Here is an 18,791-nt window from a genome sequence, read left to right as displayed (position 1 = left end):
TAATTGGATATGAAATTGAAGGAAATCTCTAATATTGAAGTTCCCTGAAGATTTTGCACGGATAATGGTTATTACTGCTCTATGCGGTAATAGATTATTTTTGTGTAGTGATGTTATTATAATCCTTTTTGGCTGAAATGTCAAACTTACAGCGATATCCTGATAAAATCGGGATATTAATAAAACCAGGAGCCGATCATATGTCAGTCCAATCCCATATCGATAAAGTATTGCGCAATATTCAAATCTGCAGTCCAGGGCAGGAAGAGTTCTATCAGGCAGCACATGAGGTACTGCATTCTCTGGTACCATTGATGGAAGAGGACAACCGTTACGACTTCCATAATATTCTGGAAAGACTCGTGGTACCGGAACGGACCATCATCTTCCGTGTCTGCTGGATCGATGACAACGGAAAAGTACAAACCAACCTTGGCTACCGCGTACAGTTCAATTCGGCCATTGGCCAATACAAGGGCGGTCTGCGTTTTCACCCCACGGTTAACCTCGGTATTATCAAGTTCCTCGGTTTTGAGCAGATCTTCAAAAATGCCCTTACCGGTCTGCAGATAGGCGGTGCAAAAGGAGGAAGCAACTTCGATCCCAAAGGGAAAAGTGACAATGAGATCATGCGTTTCTGTCAGGCATTCATGTCCGAACTCTTTAAACATATCGGAAAAACAAGAGATGTGCCCGCCGGCGATATCGGCGTAGGTGCCAGAGAGATCGGCTACCTCTTCGGAGAGTACAAAAAACTGACAGGACACTTTGAAGGTGTCATTACGGGTAAAGCACTGAACTGGGGCGGTTCCTGTGCCAGAAAAGAGGCAACAGGCTACGGTACGGTCTACTTTGCGGAGAATATTCTGGCCAAATACGATGATGCGCTGAAAGGGAAAATCTGCACGGTATCGGGTTCCGGTAACGTGGCCATCTATACCATTGAAAAACTCTACGAGATGGAAGCCATCCCGGTCACCTGCAGTGACAGCAAAGGAACGATCTATCATAAAACCGGGATCGATGTCAATTCTCTCAAAGCGATCAAGGAGATCAACCACCAGTCCCTTGAAGCCTATTCACAGGTACATCCTGACAGCATTTACACACCGGTGAGCCACTACTCCGAAGGACACCATCAGACATGGAGTATCCCCTGCGATATCGCTTTTCCCTGTGCCACCCAGAACGAACTCAACCTTGAAGATGCCAAAATACTCGTTGCGAACGGATGCATACTAGTCAATGAAGGTGCAAACATGCCTACCACCCCTGAAGCGGTTGAATATCTCAAAACCAACAATGTCCTCTTTGGCCCGGGAAAAGCGGCCAATGCCGGCGGGGTTGCCACCAGTCAGCTCGAAATGAGCCAAAATGCCAGTATGGAAAACTGGACCTTTGACGAAGTAGACATTAAACTGCGCCAGATCATGCGAAACATCTTTGACACTGCCTATGACACTTCAAAAGAGTTCGGCGTCGAAGGCGACCTGGTCACAGGAGCAAACATCGCCGGCTTCAGGAAAGTAGCGGATTCGATGATCGATCAGGGAGCGGTATGATAAATGTTGAATGTTGAAATTTTTCACGTATTTTTTTATATAACCTGAATATAATATAGTATAAAAAAAGAACCGTAGGATGCTGTGCCTCCACCGCACCATTTAAGACATCAACCCATAATATAATAGCGGCGGATACAAGCTCACTCCCATCAAAAAAAACCATGAAGGGATCTTCCACTCCAGCATAGCGGAAAGATCCGGGGAGAGATCTCCTCTGATGAAGATTTTTTTGATCAACTCCAGCTTGTAGAACAGATCGAAGATCTTGAATGCCAGTATCAGGATCATATAGATATTCAGTCTATCCGTTGCGACAATGACAAAAAGTATGAAGTAGAATGCCGGATGCATTAGAAAAAAGAGAAAAATACTTTTTCGGTACCATCCGTAAAGTTTTTCCATCACCCCGTAAAGCGTATCCGACCGTTGCATAAAGGCTTCAAAAAGCTCGAGAAATACCAAGATAAGAGTGAGTGTCAGTGCTGTTTCCATGGCAAATTTTACCCACATTTGGGTAAAATCCGAACACAAATAAACCCATACACCATATATTAAGGACTCATTTGGCCCAGATCGCCTGTACCCACTGCAACCTGAAATTTGACGAATCAGTGATGATTACCGAAAAGCAGGATGATAAAACACTCTACTTCTGCTGCAAAGGCTGTCAGGGCGTCTACCATCTGCTTGAGAGCGAGGGGCTCGATACTTTTTATGACAAATTGGGAGACACACCACTGCAACCAGCCATACAGAGCAGTGAAGACCTGGAAAAATTTGACCTTGAGGGATTCAAGAACAAATATATCAAAGAGCATGAGGACGGGCTTTACGAGATCAACCTCATCATAGAGGGTATCCACTGTTCAGCCTGTGTCTGGCTCAACGAAAAGGTACTGCATAAAACGGACGGGGTGATCGAAGCGACCATCAACTACACCAACAACAAAGCCAAAGTGGTCTGGGACCCCGAAGTGATCCAGCTCTCGAAGATCATCGAGACCATCCGTTCCATCGGCTACAATGCCTACCCCTATGACCCCGCGCTTCAGGAAGAACGGGCAAACAAGACCAAAAAAGAGTACTACTCCCGTATTCTGGTCGCTGTCTTTGGCTCTATGAACATCATGTGGATCGCCATCGCCCATTATGCAGGGTACTTCAGCGGCATGGAGCAGCGGTTCAAGGACATTTTGAATGTAGCCGAGTTTATTCTGGCTACGCCTGTACTCTTCTACAGCGGCTGGGTCTTCTTCCGGGGAGCATACTATGGCTACAAGAACAATATAGTCAATATGGATACACTGGTCGCCTCCGGTGCACTTTCGGCCTACCTCTACTCTATCTATGCCATGGTCACGCAGCATGGCGAGGTCTATTTTGACTCAGTTGCCATGATCATCACTTTCGTTCTTGTAGGCAAATACCTTGAAGTACTCAGCAAAAAGCATGCGGTTGACACGCTTGACTCCATCATGGGAAGTACACCGACCGAAGTGACCGTTATCCAAAATAATGAAAAAGTGCTCGTTTCCGTAGAGAATGTCTCTTTGGGAGATATCATCGAACTGAAACCCGGGGAAAAAGTGGTCATTGACGGTATTGTAACCTCCGGCGAAGGTTCTTTTGATGAAAGCTCTCTGACCGGAGAGAGCGAAGCGGTCTTCAAACAGAAAGGCGATAGCATTCTAAGCGGATCCATCTGTCTTGATTCAGTGGTACGTTACGAAGCGACCAAAGACGCCTCCTCTTCCCTGCTCCACTCCATCGTCTCCCTTCTGGAGGAATCCATCACCAAAAAACCGCGTATCGAACAGCTTGCCGATACTGTTTCAGGGTATTTCTCCAGCATCATTCTCATCATCGCACTGCTGACTTTTACGGGATGGTGGCTCTTTGCCGGCAATTTCGAACAGGCACTCATCATCGGTATCTCCGTCATTGTCATCGCCTGTCCCTGCGCCCTGGGACTGGCAACCCCTATGGCAACACTGGTGGGCATAGGAATGGCTGCCAAACGCAACATCCTCTTTAAAGAAGCAGGATTTCTGGAGACCATGGCCAAAAGTGACCTGCTCGCACTCGACAAAACCGGTACTATTACCGAAGGAAAACCCTCAGTAGTAAAAGAAGTACATTACAATGAGTACGACAGAGTGCTTCTCTATGCCCTTGTCTCCACTTCGAACCATCCCATCTCCAACGGGATCAAAAGATATCTCGAAGGTAATGAAGATACATTCCAGACACTTACCCTTGACAAGATAAAAACCATTCAGGCAAAAGGGATCGAAGCTGTGTATAACGGTCAGAAACTTGTCGGAGGGAACGCTTCTTTTATGAAAGATTTCGGCATTGCATGTGACGAAACTTCTGAAAATACCCTTTTCTATTTTGCGATCGATGGTAAGCTGATGGCAAAATTCGAACTGAGCGATACTATCCGGGAAGGTGCCAGAGAAGCAATCCAAAACATCCGCTCTCTTGGGATCAAAGTGCTCATGCTCACCGGTGACCATGAAAAGAGTGCCAACAAGGTAGCCAAAGCTGTAGGGATCGACCATGTCTATGCCAAACTGCTTCCGCAGCAGAAAGCGGAGATGATCGACAACTTCCACAAAGAAGGCCATATCGTTGTCATGGCTGGAGACGGCATCAACGATACGATCGCTCTTGCCAAATCGGATATCGCCATTGCCATGGGTAACGGTGCAGATGTGGCCATCTCTGTCAGCGATGTTGTATTGTTGGACGAAAAACCACAAAGCATCTACGAAGCCTACAGGCTATCCAAACGTACCTATCGCGCCGTCAGAGAGAACCTCGGTTTTTCACTGCTCTACAACCTCGTTGCTGTACCTCTCGCCATGGCCGGTTTCGTCAATCCGCTTGTTGCCGCACTCTCTATGAGTTTGAGTTCTCTCGTCGTCGTAGGCAACTCAATGCGGATCAAATTATTGAAATTCAAGAATGAGCATTAAAGTGTTACACGGTTATAATTTTAAAAAAATCACGTAAAAAGGATACATGAATGTTTCCACTCTTCACTCTTTACCCCAAGGGCACTTGTCCCTCCGGTCGGGCGCACACTTCACTATTCATTTGCACTCAAGGAGTGCATTGTGTCTGACAACATTATCATCGTCATGATCGGTATTTCCACATTATTGGGTGCTACAGGCCTGGCTGCCCTGCTCTGGGGCGTTAAAACAGGCCAGTTCGATGACCAGTCCAAGTTCATCGATGCTGCCCGTTATGACAATGAAGAAGATCTCAGAGATGCTGTCATGATGGATGAGAAGAAAAAGGCACGACAGAAGAAAAAAGCCGAAGAATCCGAAAAGAAGAAGAAAAACTATATGCCGGCGGACTAGTACGATTATGAAATTTTTCATGCTCGACCTTTCGTAACACTTAACCCATAACACATAAACTACAACCTAACTTAACCTATTTCTCGTTATAATATGAATAAATATTAAAAAGGAGAAGCCATGCATTTAAAAGAACTGCTTTTTTCAACACTTTTGATCACTTGTTTTGTGTATGCCGAAACTTCTGTCGGTCTTGACGTCAACAATGAAGATGTTGAACTGGCCGCAGAGATCAACTTCAATTCACTTGCGGACTATTCCAGCGGAACGACCTATGTGATTAGCGGGACCTACCTTTATTCGGGGGGCAACGACAACGATAACGGAGAACACCTTTTTACTCTTGGCTTCAGCGGTCAGAACAACCTGCCGGGTGTGGAAGGTCTCTCTGTCACCCTTGGAGCAAAAGGCGTATTTGCAGACAACTTTGCGGCACTGCCCCTTTTTGTACGTGCAAACTATGCACTGCCGCTCATTGATACCATACCAACCACCTCTTTTTTCGCCGGCCTTGCCTATGCCCCTTCTGTACTTACTTTCAGTGACGGGGAAGACTACAGCGAATTCAGGATCGGTGCCGACATGGAGGTGATTTCCAATACGCACATTTTTGTAGGCTACAGAAATATCGATACCGATTATACCTATGGTGACTACAATTTCAATGACAGCTTCTACGGCGGATTAAAGCTTAGCTTCTAACAATATGCGTGTTACGAGTTATATGCCAAGTACTACGAAAAATGATATAATCACACTCTATTTAAAAACCGTAACATGCAATACGTAGCACGTAACACTCAAGACCAAAGGATTTTTCCAATGAAAGTTCTCGTCACCGGCGGTGCCGGATATATCGGTTCCCATACTGTCATCCTGCTTGTTGAAGCAGGCTATGAGGTGGTAGTCTTTGACAATTTCTGCAATTCTTCAAGAGAAAGTATCCGCAGGGTTGAAAAGATCGTCGGCCGGACGATCACGACTATTGAAGGCGACATCAGGAACAAGGAAGCGCTTCACACCGTCTTTACTGACCATAAGATCAATGCGGTCATCCATTTTGCAGGGCTCAAAGCTGTAGGCGAATCCGTTGAGCAGCCCCTCAGGTACTATGATAACAATGTCCATGGTACTGTCACACTCTGTGAAGTGATGGAGGAGCACGGATGCAAATCTATCATTTTCAGCTCTTCTGCAACAGTATACGGCGATCCGGCAAGTACTCCCATCACAGAAGAGTTCCCTACATCGGCGACCAATCCCTACGGCAGAAGCAAACTTTTCATCGAAGAGATACTCCGTGACCTCCATACCTCGGACAGTGAATGGAAGATCGTTCTGCTGCGCTACTTCAACCCCGTAGGTGCACACCCCTCGGGAACTATAGGCGAAGACCCCAGCGACATCCCCAACAACCTCATGCCCTTCATTACCCAGACGGCTGTGGGCAAACGCTCCTGCCTCAGCGTCTTTGGCGATAACTACGAAACGCATGACGGGACAGGTGTGCGCGACTACATCCATGTCATGGACCTGGCCGACGGACACGTAAAGGCCCTGAAAAGGCTCAAAGACTTCAATAAGGTTATGGCCATCAACCTCGGTACAGGCACAGGATATTCCGTTCTCGATATGGTCAAAGCATTTGAAAAAGCTTCAGGCAGAGAAATCTCCTACTGCATCGCACCACGCAGAGCCGGAGATATTGCCAAATGCTATGCAGACCCTTCCTATGCAAAAAAGATTTTAGGCTGGGAAGCAAAAAAGGGGATAGAAACGATGTGTAAAGATTCCTGGAGATGGCAGTCAAACAATCCAAACGGATATAGTTCTTAACCCGTTTTTGTTATAATTATCAAAATATTTTGTAAGGAACAACATGTCCATCCCCTCTTCCATTTTCCGAGAATACGATATCAGAGGTATTTACAATAAAGAGCTCAATGAACAGTCTGTCAAACTGATAGGCTATCACCTGGGAAAAAAGATCGGCAAAGGCAAGGTGGTCTCCATCGGCTATGATGCACGTTCTCACTCCCCCATTTTGAGAGACTACCTTACTTCAGGACTCAATGCAGCCGGATGTACCGTCCTCGACATGGGTATGGTAGCCACACCTGTAAATTATTTTAGCAACTATCAAAAGATCGAAGATCTTCATCCCACATCTTTAGATGGTATTGTGGGGGCACAACACCCTACGGCTTCCATTATGATCACCGGTTCCCACAATCCTTCCGAATACAATGGTTTCAAGATCACCCTTGACAAAACACCTTTCTTTGGTAAGGATATTTACGCACTCGGAGATGCCATCATCACCGATCAGGAGAGGATTATCCCTGATGATACTAAGAAGATCGATATCAATGTCAAAACCCCTTACATCAACTTTATGGTCAAAGAGTTCAGCCATCTAAAGGGCCTGGACAAGAAGATCGTCATCGACTGCGGTAACGGTGTGGCAGATACGGTCATTACAGATATATTCGATGCTCTGGAGCTCAACTATACCGGACTTTACTGTGAGCCCGACGGTACCTTTCCCAACCATCATCCTGACCCCTCCGTAGAGAAGAATCTTGCCGATGTCAAAACTGCTCTGGAAAAAGAAGGGGACATTGCTTTTGCCTATGACGGTGATGCCGACCGCATCGCAGTACTGACACATAAACACAACATCAAGGGTGACCAGATGGCACTGTTGTATGCCATGAAGATGGAAAATCCAACTGTCATCGGAGAAGTCAAATGTTCACAGGTCATGTATGACGAACTTGAAAAACGCGGTGCCAAGGCCATCATGTACAAAACAGGCCACTCCAACCTCAAGGTCAAGATGAAAGAGGCGAATGCGGACCTTGCCTGCGAAGTTTCAGGCCACATTTTCTTCAAACACCGCTACTTCGGCTACGACGATGCCATCTATGCCACGTTGCGTATGCTTGAACTTATTGCAGACGGCATTGACCTTGACAAAGAGATAGAAGCCCTGCCTCAAGTCTTCTCCACTGAAGAGTTGAAGGTGGAAACTACGGAAGAGGAAAAATTTGCCATCATAGACCAAGTCAAAGAACTGCTCAAAAACCCTCCGAAAGATTTCCCGACTATCCTCAACATCATTGATGTGGACGGTGTCCGTATCAACTTTGAAAAAGGCTGGGGACTTGTCAGGGCCAGCAACACCACTCCTGTACTGGTGACACGTTTCGAATCGACAGATGCCGCACTGGCAAAAGCGTATGAGCTCAAAGTCAATCAGCTCATTAAAACGGCAAAGAGTTCATTGTGATCAATAAACTCTATTTTAACCCTTCCGACAAAGCTGTTCAGGAAAATGCTTTCGAGGCACTTTGTCAAGAACAGAACTACATAGGTTATTACAACCTTCCAAATCAGGATATTACACCTCTATTGGAATATTGCAATACTATCCCGGATGACATAGAAACAATTGCCGTCATCGGAATCGGCGGCAGCTCTTTGGGGGCAAAAGCTGTTTATGAGTTCATTAAACCCACCAAAGAACTGAAAAGAAGACTATGCTTTTTTGAAAGTACCGACCCTATCAATATCACAACACTTCTTTCAAAGATCGACCTTGAAAAGACGCATTTTCTTGTCATTTCCAAATCAGGTACAACTATTGAGACTTTCTCCATCTACAAGTACCTCTATTCTCTCCAAAACAATGCCTCAGCCTACACTTTCATTACCGATCCCGGATCACCGCTTGAACAGTATGCCAAGGAGATAAAAGCTTCTGTGCTGCACCTGCCTGACAATGTAGGCGGAAGGTTCTCTGTTCTCTCTGCTGTAGGTTTGGTTCCTCTGGCTCTGTGCGGCATCGATATTGAAGCACTTTTACTGGGTGCAAAAAGTATTAAAGAGAGTTTTTTCAACAATGGCTACATGAAAGACACCCTGCTCAAAAAAGCCGCTTTTTATGCCAAACACCATGCACAGTACCATATCAACTGTATCTTTGCCTACTCCGAAACACTCAAATACTTCTGTGAATGGTATGTACAGCTCTGGGGTGAAAGTCTCGGGAAACACCAACGGCACTCCGCTTTTCATGTCGGGCTGACCCCTATCGGGCTCATCGGCCCAAAAGACCAGCACTCCTTCCTCCAGCTCATCATGGAAGGGACCAGAGATAAATCCGTCACTTTTATCAAGATCGAAGATTTTCATGACAACATTACTATTCCAGATATCACCCTTACCCATTTGGAATCACTCGACACACTCAATTCATTACCTTTCTCAAAACTCATCAATATGCAGTGCGACTCAGTCATAGAAGCACTTCAGGATCAGGGAGACATACCTTTAGACACCATAAGCGTCACCTCCGTAACAGAAAAAAACATTGGTTCCCTTATCTTCTATTATGAACTTCTCACCTCTCTTGTGGGAGAGCTCATAGATGTCAATACCTACGACCAGCCTGGAGTTGAAGCGGGGAAGATCATTTTGAAGAAGAAGTTGGAAGCATAGCTGTATTATTACTGTATAATACAGCTTTAGCTATAATTATTATAATATTAATAAAGTGAGAAATAATGATCAAAAAATGTCTATTTCCGGCAGCCGGTTACGGTACACGTTTCCTGCCTGCTACCAAAGCTACCCCCAAAGAAATGCTTCCCATCCTTACTAAACCTCTTATTCAATATGGTGTTGAGGAAGCCGTTGAAGCGGGGCTCAATACTATGGCTATTATCACAGGTCGGGGGAAGAGAGCCATAGAAGACCATTTTGACATCTCTTATGAGCTGGAGCATCAGGTCAAAGGTACAAGCAAAGAACCCCTCCTCAATGAAATTCGTTCCCTTATTACCCAATGTACCTTCTCCTATACCAGACAGCTTGAAATGAAAGGCCTGGGCCATGCCATCCTTACAGGAGAGACTCTCATAGGCGATGAACCTTTTGCCGTCATTCTGGCCGATGACCTCTGTCATAACAATGGAGACGATCCCATATTGAAACAAATGGTAAATATTTATGAAAAATATCAATGTTCAGTTATAGCGATTGAAGAGGTTCCTATGGATAAAACTGACAAATACGGTGTTATAGCAGGCAATCTGGTAGATGGAACGGACGATACCTACAGGGTCACCGACATGATAGAAAAACCAGACCCTAAAGATGCACCGACCAATATGGCTATCATAGGCAGATATATTTTGACTCCGGATATCTTTGACATCCTGCGTGAAACAAAGCCAGGAAAAGGCGGAGAGATACAAATTACCGATGCCCTGCTCGAACAGGCCAAACAGGGAAATGTCATTGCCTACAAATTCAAGGGCAACCGTTTTGACTGCGGGTCCGTTGACGGTTTTGTCAAAGCCACGAATTATTTTTACAATAAAGGTAAACATGACTAATATCATATTATGCGGCGGCAGCGGTACCCGGCTGTGGCCACTCAGCCGTACGCTTATGCCCAAACAGTTCGTCAAGCTCTTCGAAGAAGAGTCCCTCTTCCAGAAGACCGTGGAGCGTAACCAGAAAGCCTGCGACTCTCAGTTCATTGTCTCCAACACAGAACAGTACTTTCTGGCAGTAGACCAGATAGAAGAACATAACGACGATCATTCAAAATTAAACATTCAACATTTAACATTCCTGTTGGAGCCGGTAGGGAGGAATACAGCTCCGGCCATCGCGCTTGCCTGTCTAGCGCTTGACCCCGAAGAGACAGTCCTTGTCACACCTTCCGATCATCTCATCAAGGATGAAGTTGCCTACCTGGAAGCTGTAGAGAGAGCAAAAGCTCTGGCAGTGCAGGGCAGTCTCGTTACCTTCGGTATCACTCCACAATATCCCGAAACGGGGTTTGGTTATATTGAAGCAGAAGGTGAAGATGTCCGCTCCTTCAGGGAGAAGCCTGATGCACAGACCGCCCAGTCCTATCTTGATGCAGGAAACTACTACTGGAACTCAGGGATGTTCTGTTTCAAGGCGGGTACGTTCCTTGATGAACTCCAAAGCTACGCACCGGAGATCTTCGAAGCATCGGTAAAGGCTTATGGACAGGCAAAGAAAGATGACATGATCCGTATATCCCATGAAGATATGATGGCCATCCCCGAAGACAGCATCGACTATGCGGTGATGGAGCAGAGCAGCCGTGTCAAAGTCGTGCCTTCGGACATTGCATGGAGCGATCTTGGAAGTTTCGACGCACTATATGAGGAACTGCCGCAGGACAGTAACGGCAATGCTTCTTCTTCCCTGAACTCAGAGATCATCACACAGCAGGCCAGCAACAATCTCATCCTCTCTGAAAAGCTGGTCGCCGCCATTGATGTGGATGACCTGCTCATCGTTGACACCGCCGATGCGCTTCTGGTCTCCCAAAAGGGTAGCTCACAGAAGGTCAAGGAAGTAGTGAAAAAGCTTAAAGAGCGTAACTCCGAGCTGCCCAACATCCATGTCACTGCACACAGACCTTGGGGAACCTATACTATACTGGATGAATCCAATGGATACAAGGTCAAACGTATCGTGGTCAAACCGGGTAAACGCCTTTCTCTGCAGAAACATTTCCACCGTTCTGAACACTGGATCGTTGTCTCAGGTACAGCCACCGTTACACGTGGCAACAAAGAGTATCTCGTACGTGCGAATGAATCGACCTATATCCCTATGGGAGAAATACACCGTCTGGAAAACGTAGGAAAGATCGACCTGGTAATGATCGAAGCGCAGGTAGGCGAGTATGTGGGCGAAGATGATATCGTTCGTCTTGCTGATGATTTTAAAAGAATGGAGAATTAAATGGCAGAACAAAAAGTAGCACTTATCACCGGAGTCACTGGACAGGACGGGTCCTACCTGGCTGAATTCCTTTTAAAGAAAGGGTATATTGTACATGGTATCAAAAGAAGAGCATCTCTTTTTAACACGGACCGTATCGACCACCTCTATCAGGACCCACATGTAGAGCACAGGAACTTCATCCTGCATTATGGCGAGATGACGGATTCCATGAACCTGACGCGTATCATCCAGGAAGTCCAGCCAGACGAGATCTACAACCTCGCCGCCATGTCTCACGTAGCCGTCTCGTTCGAAACACCCGAATACGTGGCCAATGCGGACGGAACGGGAACACTTCGTATCCTCGAAGCGGTCAGACTGCTTGGACTTACAGAGAAGACACGCATCTACCAGGCATCCACTTCAGAGCTTTATGGAAAAGTACAGGAAGTTCCTCAGACAGAGACGACACCGTTCTATCCGCGTTCTCCTTATGCCGTGGCAAAGATGTATGCCTACTGGATCACGGTCAACTACCGTGAAGCGTATGACATGTTTGCCTGTAACGGCATTCTCTTCAACCATGAATCTCCCGTACGTGGTGAAACCTTCGTAACCAGAAAGATCACAAGGGCTGCTTCCAAGATCGCTCTGGGCCTTCAGGACAAACTCTACCTGGGTAATCTCGATGCCAAGCGTGACTGGGGACATGCCAAAGACTACGTGAAGATGATGTGGCTGATCCTTCAGGCGGATGAACCCGAAGACTGGGTCATCGCTACAGGTGTCACCACGGCTGTACGTGACTTTGTACGTATGGCGTTTGGTTATGTGGGTATCGAACTGGAATTCAAAGGCGAAGGTGTCGATGAAGTGGGTATCGTCAAGTCCATCGATGAGACAAAGGCGAAGAATGCCGGGCTTGACGTCCAAAGACTCCAGGAGCTTGCAGGCAAAGCAGTGGTCGCCGTTGATCCGCGCTACTTCCGTCCAACCGAAGTGGACCTGCTTATCGGTGATCCGACAAAAGCGGAACAGAAACTCGGCTGGAAGCGTGAATACAAACTCGAAGAGCTCGTCAATGATATGATGAAGTCAGACCTCCACCTGATGACCAAAGACCAGTACCTCAAAGAGGGCGGTTACACCATCATGAACTATTTCGAATAGGCAGTACAGTGCAAAAAAACAGCAAGATCTACGTTGCCGGTCACAGGGGACTGGTAGGCTCCGCCATTGTCAACAACCTCAAAGCCAAGGGCTATACCAATGTCATAGGCAGGACGCACAGTGAACTGGACCTCTTGGACCAGAATGCCGTCAAGGAATTCTTCGAGACGGAAAAACCAGACTATGTTTTTCTCGCAGCCGCGAAAGTGGGCGGTATTGTGGCGAACAACACCTACCGTGCCGACTTCATTTATGAAAACCTCCAGATCCAGAATAACATCATCCACCAGAGTTACCTTAACGGTGTGAAGAAACTGATGTTCCTGGGGTCCACCTGCATCTACCCCAAAAACTGCCCTCAGCCTATGAAAGAGGAATACCTGCTGACAAGCGAGCTGGAGTACACCAACGAACCTTATGCCATCGCCAAGATCGCGGGTATCAAGATGTGTGAGAGTTACAACCTGCAGTACGGAACCAACTATATCTCCGTCATGCCGACCAACCTTTACGGCCCCAACGACAACTTCGATCTTGAGAAGTCCCATGTACTTCCGGCACTCATCAGAAAGATCCACTGCGCGAAACTTCTCAACGAAGGCAAAGAGGAAGAAGTGGTCAAGGACCTAAAGGCAGAAAGCATCGATGAGGCAAAAGAGTATCTGGCAAAATTCGGTGTTGACGGCAACAGAGTGGAGATCTGGGGTTCCGGAAAACCGATGCGGGAATTCCTCTGGTCTGAAGATATGGCAGATGCCTGCGTTTTCCTTATGGAGAACCGTGACTTCAAAGATACCTACAGCGTTTCTGAAGGCGCTAACACTACCTGTACTCCCACCGAAGTCAAAAACCAGGAGGTCAGGAACACCCACATCAATATCGGTACCGGTGTGGATATCTCCATCAAAGAACTGGCAGAGACCATTAAAGGGATCGTCGGCTTCAAAGGGGAGCTCTATTTCAATACGGACAAACCCGACGGAACCATGAAGAAGCTGACAGATGTTTCCAAGCTTCATGGACTGGGATGGCAACACAGCATCGGCCTGACGGAAGGCATAGAGAAGATGTATCAGTGGTACAAAGAACAAAGTTGACCCTCGGGTACCTGTATATCACCCAAAGAACCTTCTCATTCTCTATTCCATTTACTTTTTCAAAAGGAATATTATAGATTTATAATATTCCGTCTTGTTTTTCACATAAAATCATAATTAAATTTGATGATAACCTGACTTCAATATCCTCTCAGGCTGTTTTTTTTGTTTTTTTACTGTTTTGGCACATTTTTGGCACATTTTTATGTCATAATATAATTGTAATAAACTAAAAGGAGTTAGTATGAAACGAAATTTTTTATTAAAATGTTTGCTCATAGGAGCAGTTGCAAGTGTGGGTGCATTTGCAGAAATGACGGTAGAAAAGACGAACGGAAGTCTGACCATTACGTCAGACATAAGCGGTACGGTCATTGCCAAAGTCATGGGACCCAATGGCGAAGTCATCGTCAATAAGACATATGAAGGCAATTCTTTCAGCTGGACACCTTCCGGTCCGGACGGTGCCTACAGATATAATGTAAGGGTCGTTCCCAAAGTGGAGAAGGCAATTGCCTCGGCCAATAAAGCAACAGGAGCCAAAAGTGACTATGCCGGCGGTTCGGTAGAGGTTAGAAATGCTCAGATGACAACAGATACTAAAGAGAAGGAATAAGGTCATGAAAAATTTACAAATTTCAACACTTGCATCCATTATGATTGCATCAGTAAGTATTTTATCACAAGGAAATGCTACTGTTCTAACGGATAGAGCAGATATTCAATCGACAAGCGCGTTTCAATATGTGTATTTTGATCAAACAACTTATGGTACCGACCAGGAATGGTATCTTCGTGCAACATCTCCAAATGATAGTCGAGGAAGCAGTATTACAATGATTGATGATGTAGATGACACCAATCACGATTATACAACGGTCTTTTCTATTACTCATTCATTATACAATGAAAACAGCTTCATTGTAGACACAGCAGGTGATATCAGCCTTGCAGACGGTTCTGTCTTTGTCGATAGATCTGCAGATCGTGTAGGGATCGGGACAACGACTCCATCGTATCCATTACATGTAGCCGGTGGAGGTGATATTGGTATGACTAATGGAACTAGTACATGGTATCTGGATAACAATAACGATTGGTTTAATATTGGGGGGTCTGTAAATAGAGTATTTACATTGAATACAAATGCTCCCGCCAATAACTTCTATATGCTTGCAAACGGGGATGTTGGTATAGGGGTCGGTTTTAGCCCTAGTGCCAAACTTGATGTGGGGGGGACCCTACGTAACACCGATACAATTACCTCATCCTGGACAGGTTCCTCAACTGCATGGCTGCACCAGGGGCTGGTACTTGAGAGTTACAACACCAACGCAGCCGCAAACTCCGAAGTAGGTTTTTCACTGGTCAACAGCCGTGACAACCTCAGATGGGATTTCAGGCTCAATGACAACGGTAATTCATTCAGTGCAACGAAAAGAAATACCGGAGGAAATGAATTCAACGTTTATAACACTACAACAGATTTTCGCAATGCAAGAGTCAAAATGGGCGGGGTGACCGTCTTTGAGAACGGCCACCTTGTCACCGCATCGAGCAGAGAGCTCAAAACGGACATCAAACCGCTCGACACACAGGCAGCGATGGATGCTTTCCACAAACTCCAGCCTGTAAGTTACGAATACAAGGCGCAGAAAGGCGAACCTGTAGTCGGTTTCATTGCGGAAGATGTCCCCGAGCTTGTTGCCATGCCTTCAAGAAAGACGTTTGACTCGGCTGAAGTGACAGCTTTGCTGACCAAGGTCGTTCAGGAGCAGGACAAAGTACTTTCCCAGACGAGAAAAGAACTGAAAGAGGCTCAGGAAAAGATCGCCAGACTGGAAAAAATGGAGAAAAAAGTCGCCATGATGGAGTCCATTCTGACCAACCTTGCACTTGACACTTCGAGAAGCACGAAAGAGAAGGTCTCTTTGAACCAGAAATAAAACTTCTTCCCGCCAGGGGCGGGAGGCTCTTGCAAACATTCAATATTCAACATTATAAGTGTATAATATCTTATGATTAAACGAACCCAAAACTTCCTGCATGATATTTACAATAAGCGTGATATACTCTTTGAATTGGCGAAGCGTGATTTCCAGCAGCAGTATATGGGATCCTATCTTGGCGTTGTCTGGGTCTATCTCCAACCCCTGCTTTTTATTGGCGTACTCTACCTCGTTTTCACCATGGGTTTCAAAAGCGGTGGAGGCAGTGAAGGCGTGCCTTTTGCTGTTTATCTTATCGGCGGTATGATCGCATGGATGTACCTTGCTGAAAATCTGAATGCGGGGGCAGCCATTATCAAAAAACATGCTTTCCTCCTGAAAAAAGTCGATTTCCGGCTCAGTATACTACCTATCGTCAAGCTGATGAGCTCCTCCATACCGCATCTCTTTTTTATTTTCATCGCGATCTTCATTGCCGCACTGAACGGCATATACCCTACCCTCTATACCCTGCAGATCATTTACTACTTCACCGCCATGCTTGCTTTGCTCCTCGGTATCGGGTGGCTGACCTCATCGACCAATATCTTCGTACCGGACATCTCCAAGTTCGTCGGCGTCCTTGTTACCTTCGGTTTCTGGCTTACACCCATCTTCTGGGATCTTTCCAGAATTCCGGAACGGTATCAGTGGATCATCAAACTCAATCCCGCCGTCTATATTGTAGAAGGGTACAGGGATTCTATCATCAACCATATCGGTTTTTGGGAAAAACCGTATGAAACCCTCTACTACTGGACCTTCACGGCAGTAATGCTCTGGTCCGGCATTACCGTATTCAAAAGGCTCAGGCCACACTTTGCAGAGGTGGCATAATGAACGATATTGCCATATCGATCAGAAATGTTTCGAAGTATTACAAACTGTATAACTCCCCCAAAGACAGACTGAAAGAGGCACTGAGCTTCAGTGGGAAACAGTATCATAAAAAGTTCTATGCTACCAGAAACCTTAACCTCCAAATACAAAAAGGGGAGATCCTCGGTATCGTGGGTAAGAACGGAAGCGGAAAGTCGACCCTGCTCAAGCTGATCACCGGGGTCCTTACCCCTGATGAAGGCTCCATTGCGGTCAACGGAAAGATCTCCGCCCTGCTGGAACTCGGTTCGGGATTCAACCCTGAGTTCACAGGGATGCAGAATATCTTTTTCTACGGGACTATTCTGGGATTCTGCAGAGAGGAGATAGCAGAGAAGCTTGATGACATCCTCGCGTTTGCCGATATCGGTGATTTCATCTACCAGCCACTGAAGACATACTCAAGCGGCATGAAATCCAGGCTCGGTTTTGCCGTGGCCGTACACATAGACCCGGAAATACTGATACTCGATGAAGTACTTGCGGTAGGTGATGTACTGTTCAAACGCAAATGTTATGCCAAGATGGAAGAATTCTTTCAAAGTGGCAAGACCATCCTGTACGTTTCACATGATGCCAACTCCATCAAACAGTTGTGTACTAGAGCTATCTTCCTGTCTGACGGGAACATATTGCTCGATGCTGACGCAAAAACAGTTACGACACATTATGAAAAATTTCTCTTTGCACCAAAACAGCAACAGAAGGAGCTGAAACATTCTCTGCAGAGGACCAAAAAAGCAAAAACTGCAAAACAGAGTGTTGAAAGAAAAAAACCTTCCGACAGATCAGAAAATTCGGAAAAGAAAGGTGATCACCCATATTTCATTCCCAACTTTACTCCAAAATCAAGAACGGTCTATGATGATAGCAAAGTGGAAATAGCGGACATCCGTATCGAAACCATTGAAGGCGAAACAGTGAATGCGCTGGTACACGGAGAAAAGTATTACTATTGCTATCAACTCACATTCAAGGAAACGTGTGAAGAGGTGGCATTCGGAATGAGCATACAGAATGAAAAGGGGTTTCAGATCACATCGACGGGAAGTTTGAATTACGATATGCTCATCGAAGAAGCTCATAGTGGCGATACCTATGCTGCAAAATGGGAATTCATCTGTTTGCTGACAGCAGGCGTATATTATGCCAATGCGGGTACAACCTACATGCTAGACGGAGAGAGACAACTACTGAACCGGGTCATCGACGGCCTGGCCTTCAAAGTCCTGCCTCTTTCCCATACAGTTCACGGGATCGTTTCGCTCCAGCAGGTACCGGACTACCGGCTACTGGAAAAGGACAGCTGAATGAAGGAAAAAAAAATATCTATTTTCAAACCTTATAACGATCTATGTAAATGTATCTATATCCATATTCCGAAGGTGGCGGGCATCAGTATAGAAGAGGCATTGTTCCGGGAAAAGGTCGGTCACAAATGGGCGTTGATGTACAAAGGCGAAGACAAACAGAAGTTCAACGATTATTTCAAATTCTCATTTGTGCGAAATCCTTACGACCGCCTGGCATCCGCTTTCTTCTTTCTAAAGAACGGAGGACGGAATGAGTTCGATAAGAAATGGTCGGAAGAGAATTTGTCCGCCATAGAGGACTTCACACATTTCATCCAAAACCTGCAAAATGAGGTCTTCAGAGAAAAAGTCCTGAAATGGACACACTTCATTCCGCAATACAAATATGTCTGTGACCAAAAAGGAGAGATTATTGTGGATTATATAGGAAAATTTGAAACGCTCCACAATGATTTTTCCCATGTAGCCGACACATTGGGTATCCCAGTTCATCTCTCTCATCAGAATAAAACATCGAATAAAAAAGATTACAGAACATTGTATACCGAAGATATGCAGGAAACGGTATACAGGCTTTATCAAAAAGATTTCGAATTGTTTGACTATGACTTTCATATCGGGTAGC

General features: G+C 45.8%; 17 protein-coding genes. 16 read left to right on the top strand and 1 reads right to left on the bottom strand.

Annotated features, from left to right (window positions below; translation table 11 throughout):
* Positions 1 to 200 precede the first annotated feature (200 nt).
* On the top strand, positions 201 to 1,562 hold the full coding sequence (gdhA, locus tag YH65_RS02430) for an NADP-specific glutamate dehydrogenase (protein WP_046550474.1): 1,362 nt from the start codon (positions 201 to 203) through the stop codon (positions 1,560 to 1,562).
* 102 nt (positions 1,563 to 1,664) lie between these two features.
* Here gdhA and YH65_RS02425 read toward each other — a convergent pair whose 3' ends face one another.
* The gene (locus YH65_RS02425; protein WP_245609213.1) at positions 1,665 to 2,075 is read right to left on the bottom strand and encodes a hypothetical protein; all 411 of its coding nucleotides are present in this window, start codon (positions 2,073 to 2,075) and stop codon (positions 1,665 to 1,667) included.
* 53 nt (positions 2,076 to 2,128) lie between these two features.
* Between YH65_RS02425 and YH65_RS02420 the strand changes: the two genes are divergently transcribed.
* The 15 genes from YH65_RS02420 to YH65_RS02350 all read left to right on the top strand — a co-directional run bounded on the left by YH65_RS02420 (position 2,129) and on the right by YH65_RS02350 (position 18,790).
* Positions 2,129 to 4,546, top strand: a complete 2,418-nt coding sequence (locus tag YH65_RS02420; RefSeq protein WP_046550473.1) for a heavy metal translocating P-type ATPase — start codon at positions 2,129 to 2,131, stop codon at positions 4,544 to 4,546.
* Positions 4,547 to 4,687: 141 nt separating this feature from the next.
* Positions 4,688 to 4,939 (top strand): cbb3-type cytochrome oxidase assembly protein CcoS, encoded by a 252-nt coding sequence (gene ccoS / locus YH65_RS02415; RefSeq protein ID WP_154806459.1) that lies wholly within the window; start codon positions 4,688 to 4,690, stop codon positions 4,937 to 4,939.
* A 120-nt stretch (positions 4,940 to 5,059) separates the two neighbouring features.
* Complete coding sequence (locus tag YH65_RS02410) at positions 5,060 to 5,641, top strand: YfaZ family outer membrane protein (protein ID WP_046550472.1); 582 nt, start codon at positions 5,060 to 5,062, stop codon at positions 5,639 to 5,641.
* 120 nt (positions 5,642 to 5,761) lie between these two features.
* A complete protein-coding gene (gene galE / locus YH65_RS02405; protein WP_046550471.1) occupies positions 5,762 to 6,775 on the top strand; it encodes a UDP-glucose 4-epimerase GalE in 1,014 nt (337 codons plus the stop codon).
* A 43-nt stretch (positions 6,776 to 6,818) separates the two neighbouring features.
* Positions 6,819 to 8,231 carry a phosphomannomutase/phosphoglucomutase gene (locus YH65_RS02400; protein ID WP_046550470.1) on the top strand — a complete coding sequence of 471 codons (1,413 nt, stop codon included), beginning with the start codon at positions 6,819 to 6,821 and terminating at the stop codon, positions 8,229 to 8,231.
* Complete coding sequence (locus tag YH65_RS02395) at positions 8,228 to 9,442, top strand: glucose-6-phosphate isomerase (protein ID WP_046550469.1); 1,215 nt, start codon at positions 8,228 to 8,230, stop codon at positions 9,440 to 9,442. The genes YH65_RS02400 and YH65_RS02395 overlap by 4 nt, the downstream gene beginning before the upstream one ends.
* Positions 9,443 to 9,507: 65 nt before the next feature.
* Positions 9,508 to 10,341: a UTP--glucose-1-phosphate uridylyltransferase GalU gene (gene galU / locus YH65_RS02390; RefSeq protein ID WP_046550468.1), complete on the top strand. Its 834-nt coding sequence runs from the start codon at positions 9,508 to 9,510 to the stop codon at positions 10,339 to 10,341.
* The gene (locus YH65_RS02385; RefSeq protein WP_046550467.1) at positions 10,334 to 11,737 is read left to right on the top strand and encodes a mannose-1-phosphate guanylyltransferase/mannose-6-phosphate isomerase; all 1,404 of its coding nucleotides are present in this window, start codon (positions 10,334 to 10,336) and stop codon (positions 11,735 to 11,737) included. Before galU ends, YH65_RS02385 begins: the two co-directional genes overlap by 8 nt.
* Positions 11,738 to 12,889, top strand: a complete 1,152-nt coding sequence (gene gmd / locus YH65_RS02380; RefSeq protein ID WP_046550466.1) for a GDP-mannose 4,6-dehydratase — start codon at positions 11,738 to 11,740, stop codon at positions 12,887 to 12,889. It begins immediately after the preceding gene.
* 8 nt (positions 12,890 to 12,897) lie between these two features.
* Entirely contained in the window at positions 12,898 to 13,986 is a 1,089-nt protein-coding gene (locus tag YH65_RS02375; protein WP_046550465.1) for a GDP-L-fucose synthase family protein, read from the top strand.
* 244 nt (positions 13,987 to 14,230) lie between these two features.
* On the top strand, positions 14,231 to 14,602 hold the full coding sequence (locus YH65_RS02370) for a hypothetical protein (protein WP_046550464.1): 372 nt from the start codon (positions 14,231 to 14,233) through the stop codon (positions 14,600 to 14,602).
* A 220-nt stretch (positions 14,603 to 14,822) separates the two neighbouring features.
* Entirely contained in the window at positions 14,823 to 15,932 is a 1,110-nt protein-coding gene (locus YH65_RS02365) for a tail fiber domain-containing protein (RefSeq protein WP_046550463.1), read from the top strand.
* 72 nt (positions 15,933 to 16,004) lie between these two features.
* Entirely contained in the window at positions 16,005 to 16,811 is an 807-nt protein-coding gene (locus tag YH65_RS02360; RefSeq protein ID WP_046550462.1) for an ABC transporter permease, read from the top strand.
* The gene (locus tag YH65_RS02355; RefSeq protein ID WP_046550461.1) at positions 16,811 to 18,163 is read left to right on the top strand and encodes an ABC transporter ATP-binding protein; all 1,353 of its coding nucleotides are present in this window, start codon (positions 16,811 to 16,813) and stop codon (positions 18,161 to 18,163) included. The genes YH65_RS02360 and YH65_RS02355 overlap by 1 nt, the downstream gene beginning before the upstream one ends.
* The gene (locus YH65_RS02350) at positions 18,164 to 18,790 is read left to right on the top strand and encodes a sulfotransferase family 2 domain-containing protein (RefSeq protein WP_052746067.1); all 627 of its coding nucleotides are present in this window, start codon (positions 18,164 to 18,166) and stop codon (positions 18,788 to 18,790) included.
* Position 18,791 lies beyond the last annotated feature (1 nt).

Source organism: Sulfurovum lithotrophicum, from assembly GCF_000987835.1.
Lineage (GTDB): Bacteria > Campylobacterota > Campylobacteria > Campylobacterales > Sulfurovaceae > Sulfurovum > Sulfurovum lithotrophicum.
The sequence above is the reverse complement of the archived record's forward strand: the minus strand, read 5'-3'. Positions and strand labels throughout refer to the sequence as shown.